A 4,015-nucleotide genomic window follows, 5' to 3' on the forward strand; every position below is an offset into this window, starting at 1 on the left:
CTCTCTTAACGCATCAGGATGCTTTTTTTTGTAGTCATAATATCCTATTTTAGTTATCTTCGTAAGATAATCAAAATCTACAATGATGCTACCGAAGGTTTAGTTCAACAGGTGTTTGGCAAGATTTGGGTTTTAGGCTTAATTTGAAGTTGGTTTTGTATTTGGGATGATTTGGCAAATCCGAAGAATGGGCTTAATTTAATCCCAAACCCGCTGTAGTCCCAGAACGTTACCTGCAAGCGTTCCGAGCGACACGAAAAGTAGAAAAAACAACAAAAATTGTACTACATTTACCCAAAAAACTTAAATAAAACAATGCTCCAAACAATTCAAATCATTGCTTTAATACAAGGAATTTTTGTTCTTATTATTTTGTTTACAAATCGAAAAGATTACAAAAAAACTACTTTTTGGTTGCTCTTTGGAGGTTTAATCTCTGTTTTGCTTTACATCTTGGGTGATGACAAAAACAATCTGTTTGTTAAAGATACAGATTGGTTTCTTTTTGATAACACCTTATTTGTAACCTTTCTTTTTTTGTTTTTCAAGTATTACAAAAACGAAAGAAAAAAATTTATAAAATCCAATTATCTATTTTTTCTTCCCAACATTTTTTATTTAATTCTTGAAGTACTTGAAATAAAATTACCCAAAGAAAACTTGAATATTGAAATTCTTGAAGTACTTATGGAAATAACTTTTGTGATTTATCTAGGCTTAATCTTACATTCCGTTTTTACAGATAAAAGAAGAATTTGGACCACTTATTTTGTTATTCCAATTGTTATTTTATTAGTGTTTTCTTGTATAAATGATGTTCTTAAAATAATAGGATTAGAAGAATTGTCTTTTTTCAGTAATCAAAACTTTAACTCCTATCTTTTATTAATTGTCGCATTTTTATTCTATTTTATTTCTTTTAAATTATTAAGCAAAGGGAAAGATATTTTGCCGAAAAACGAAATAAGCAAATACAAAAATTCTAAACTAAACACAAAACTGATTGAACAATATAAGTCTGATTTAATTAATTCAATGGAAATGGATAAATTATACTTAAATGGGAAATTATCCATTCAAGATGTTTCAAACGAACTCAATATCCCAAAACAGTATATTTCGGAAGTTTTAAATGAACATATGAAAATAAATTTCCAAGATTTCATCAATGAATACAGAGTAGAAGAATTTATAAAACGCATAAAAACCGACCAAAATAATCAATTTACACTTTTAGGAATTGCCACAGAGGTAGGTTTTAATTCTAAATCTTCTTTTAATGCTATATTCAAGAAATACAAAGGTTTAACACCAACTCAATTCAAAAAAAATCTTGCACAAAACAACTAATTTGTACAAAAAAATTATTCTGCACTTGTCTTTTGTTATTTACTCGTTGTTACTCACGTTCTTTGCAGTATAATTTACAAATTGATCAAAAATGTCTCTACAAAAAGCATCAAAAAAAATACTGTATTTTTTGATTTTACAACTTTCATTCTTCTCAATATCAAACGCACAAACTAGCGTAACCGTTTCGGGTATTATTAAAGACAAAAACAGCAAAGCTGTTTTGCCTTTTGTAAACGTAGTTTTGAAAACTGAAAAAGATAGCTCTTTTGTAAGTGGGACAGTTACCAACGAAGAAGGGCGATTTTCATTATCAAAAGTAAAGTCAGGCGATTACCTTTTAGAGGTTTCTTTTATCGGCTACAAAACAACAAAACAATCGCTGTTCGTGGGTAATCTAACAGAATATCTTGACATTAAAAACATTGAGATAGATAAAGAATCAACATCTTTGCAAGAAGTTGTTGTAACAGGAAAAACAGCCGAGATAAGTGAGAAAATGGATAAAAAAACATTTTCTTTGAAAGATAATATCAGTCAAAGTGGTGGTTCGGTATTACAAGCAATGCAAAATTTGCCAAGTGTTACAGTACAAGACGGAAAAGTACAATTGCGAGGAAACGATAAAGTAACAGTGTTAATTGACGGTAAACAAACAGCATTGACAGGTTTTGGAAACCAAACAGGCTTAGATAATATTCCTGCATCTGCCATTGAAAAAATTGAAATTATTAACAATCCTTCTGCCAAATATGATGCAAATGGAAATGCAGGAATTATCAATATTATTTACAAAAAAAACAAAAAAGATGGTTTTAATGGAAAGTTTGGTTTTACAACAGGTGTTGGTTCACTTTGGGTACGAAAAGAAAATTTACCAACCATAAGACCACAATATACTTTTACGCCAAAAATCAACCCAAGCGTTTCACTCAATTATAGAAAAAACAAAGTCAATGTCTTTTTTCAAGGCGATTATTTATATACTGAAACGCTCAACAAAAATGAATTTGTAATAAGAAATTACGACAATGGCGAAGTCATAAATTCACAATTAAAACGCAACAGAAACACACATTTTAAGACATTGAAAAGTGGTTTTGATTATGCAATTAACGACGAAAATTCTTTGACTATTTCCGGACTTTTTGGAAGTGAAAAAATAATTGACAGAGGCGACCAACCCTTTTTTAATAGCGATTTTTCACAACGAAATAGACTTTGGCAGTTTTTAGAAGATGAATTAAAAACAACCATAATGGCAACTGCCAGCTATCAACACAAATTTAAAGAAGCAGGACATTTGCTAAATATTGGTTTAAATTACACTTTTCACAGAGAAGACGAAAAATATTTTTACGACAATTATTTGCCAACTTCCACAGGAACCGACGCGTTTAAATTATTGTCTGACGAACAAGTTTATGATTTTAATTTTGACTACATAAAACCACTTAAATACGGACGAATTGAAACAGGCATAAAACTTCGCAACAGAAATATACCGACAAATATGCAATTTATACCAGGTGTGAATTCTGTATTAGACACCAATGCAGGCGGTTGGGCAACTTACAAAGAATTAATTCCTGCCGTTTATGGAAACTACATTTTTGAAAACAAAAAATGGGAAGCCGAATTAGGATTACGAATTGAGTATGTAAAAATTCAATATGAAGTTAATCCTAACCATATAGTATATCAAAGTGATGGTTATAATTATACCCAACCGTTTCCAAATTTACGTTTGGCATACAAAATTAACGACAACAATAAAGTTTCCGTTTTCTACAACCGAAGAGTTGACCGACCAAACGAAGTTGATATTCGTATTTTTCCAAAATATGATGACGCAGAAATTATAAAAGTGGGGAATCCTGCATTGCGACCACAATTTACCAATTCGATAGAATTGGGATATAAAAAAAGTTGGGAAAAAGGAAGTTTATACAACGCTATTTATCACCGATTTGCTGATGGTACAATTACAAGGATTTCAAGTACTGTTCCACCAAGTAATTTAATTTATGCAACATTTCAAAACGTAAATAAAAGTTACAACACAGGAATTGAAATGGTTTTAGCACAAGAAATTTCTAAATTGTACTCATTCAATATTAATCTAAACGCATACAGAAATCAAATTGATGCATTTACAGTTGAAAACAAATATCCAACTACACATACTTTTTCAGCAGACAAACAAGAAATATATTCTGGAAACATAAAATTGAACAATACGTTTCATTTTCCTAAAAACATAGATGTACAATTAACAACAATTTATTTAGCACCCGATATAATTCCACAAGGAAAAATTAAATCAAGGTTTTCATTAGACCTTGGGCTAAAAAAAGCAATTCAAAAAGGGAAAGGCGAACTCTTTTTTAACGCTACAGATTTACTAAACACAATGATAATCAAAAAAGAAATCAACGGACAAGGTTTTAACTATACAAGTAATGACTATTACGAAACACAAGTAATAAGGCTTGGATATAGTTATAAATTTTAACGGAAAGTGTACTACGGAAAATACGCCAGCAGGTAACAGCTAGGTTTTCGTTGCGTGCGCAGCACGAACAATGAAAACCGTGTTGAACGGAACCGGTCACTGGCAGGAACTATGGAGTTATCGTAAAGTCTAGAGAGAGAATATCAAGAG

The 4,015-nt window shown here is 30.7% G+C and carries 2 protein-coding genes; both read left to right on the forward strand.

The annotated features are described in order from the left end of the window. Positions 1–315 precede the first annotated feature (315 nt). Positions 316–1,350, forward strand: coding sequence for a helix-turn-helix domain-containing protein (locus ACNQGG_RS17175; protein WP_417966062.1), 1,035 nt, complete (start codon positions 316–318; stop codon positions 1,348–1,350). 91 nt (positions 1,351–1,441) lie between these two features. Then, positions 1,442–3,865, forward strand: coding sequence for a TonB-dependent receptor (locus ACNQGG_RS17180; protein WP_417966064.1), 2,424 nt, complete (start codon positions 1,442–1,444; stop codon positions 3,863–3,865). Positions 3,866–4,015: the final 150 nt, after the last annotated feature.

Source organism: Flavobacterium esculini (assembly GCF_048284325.1).
Classification (GTDB): domain Bacteria; phylum Bacteroidota; class Bacteroidia; order Flavobacteriales; family Flavobacteriaceae; genus Flavobacterium.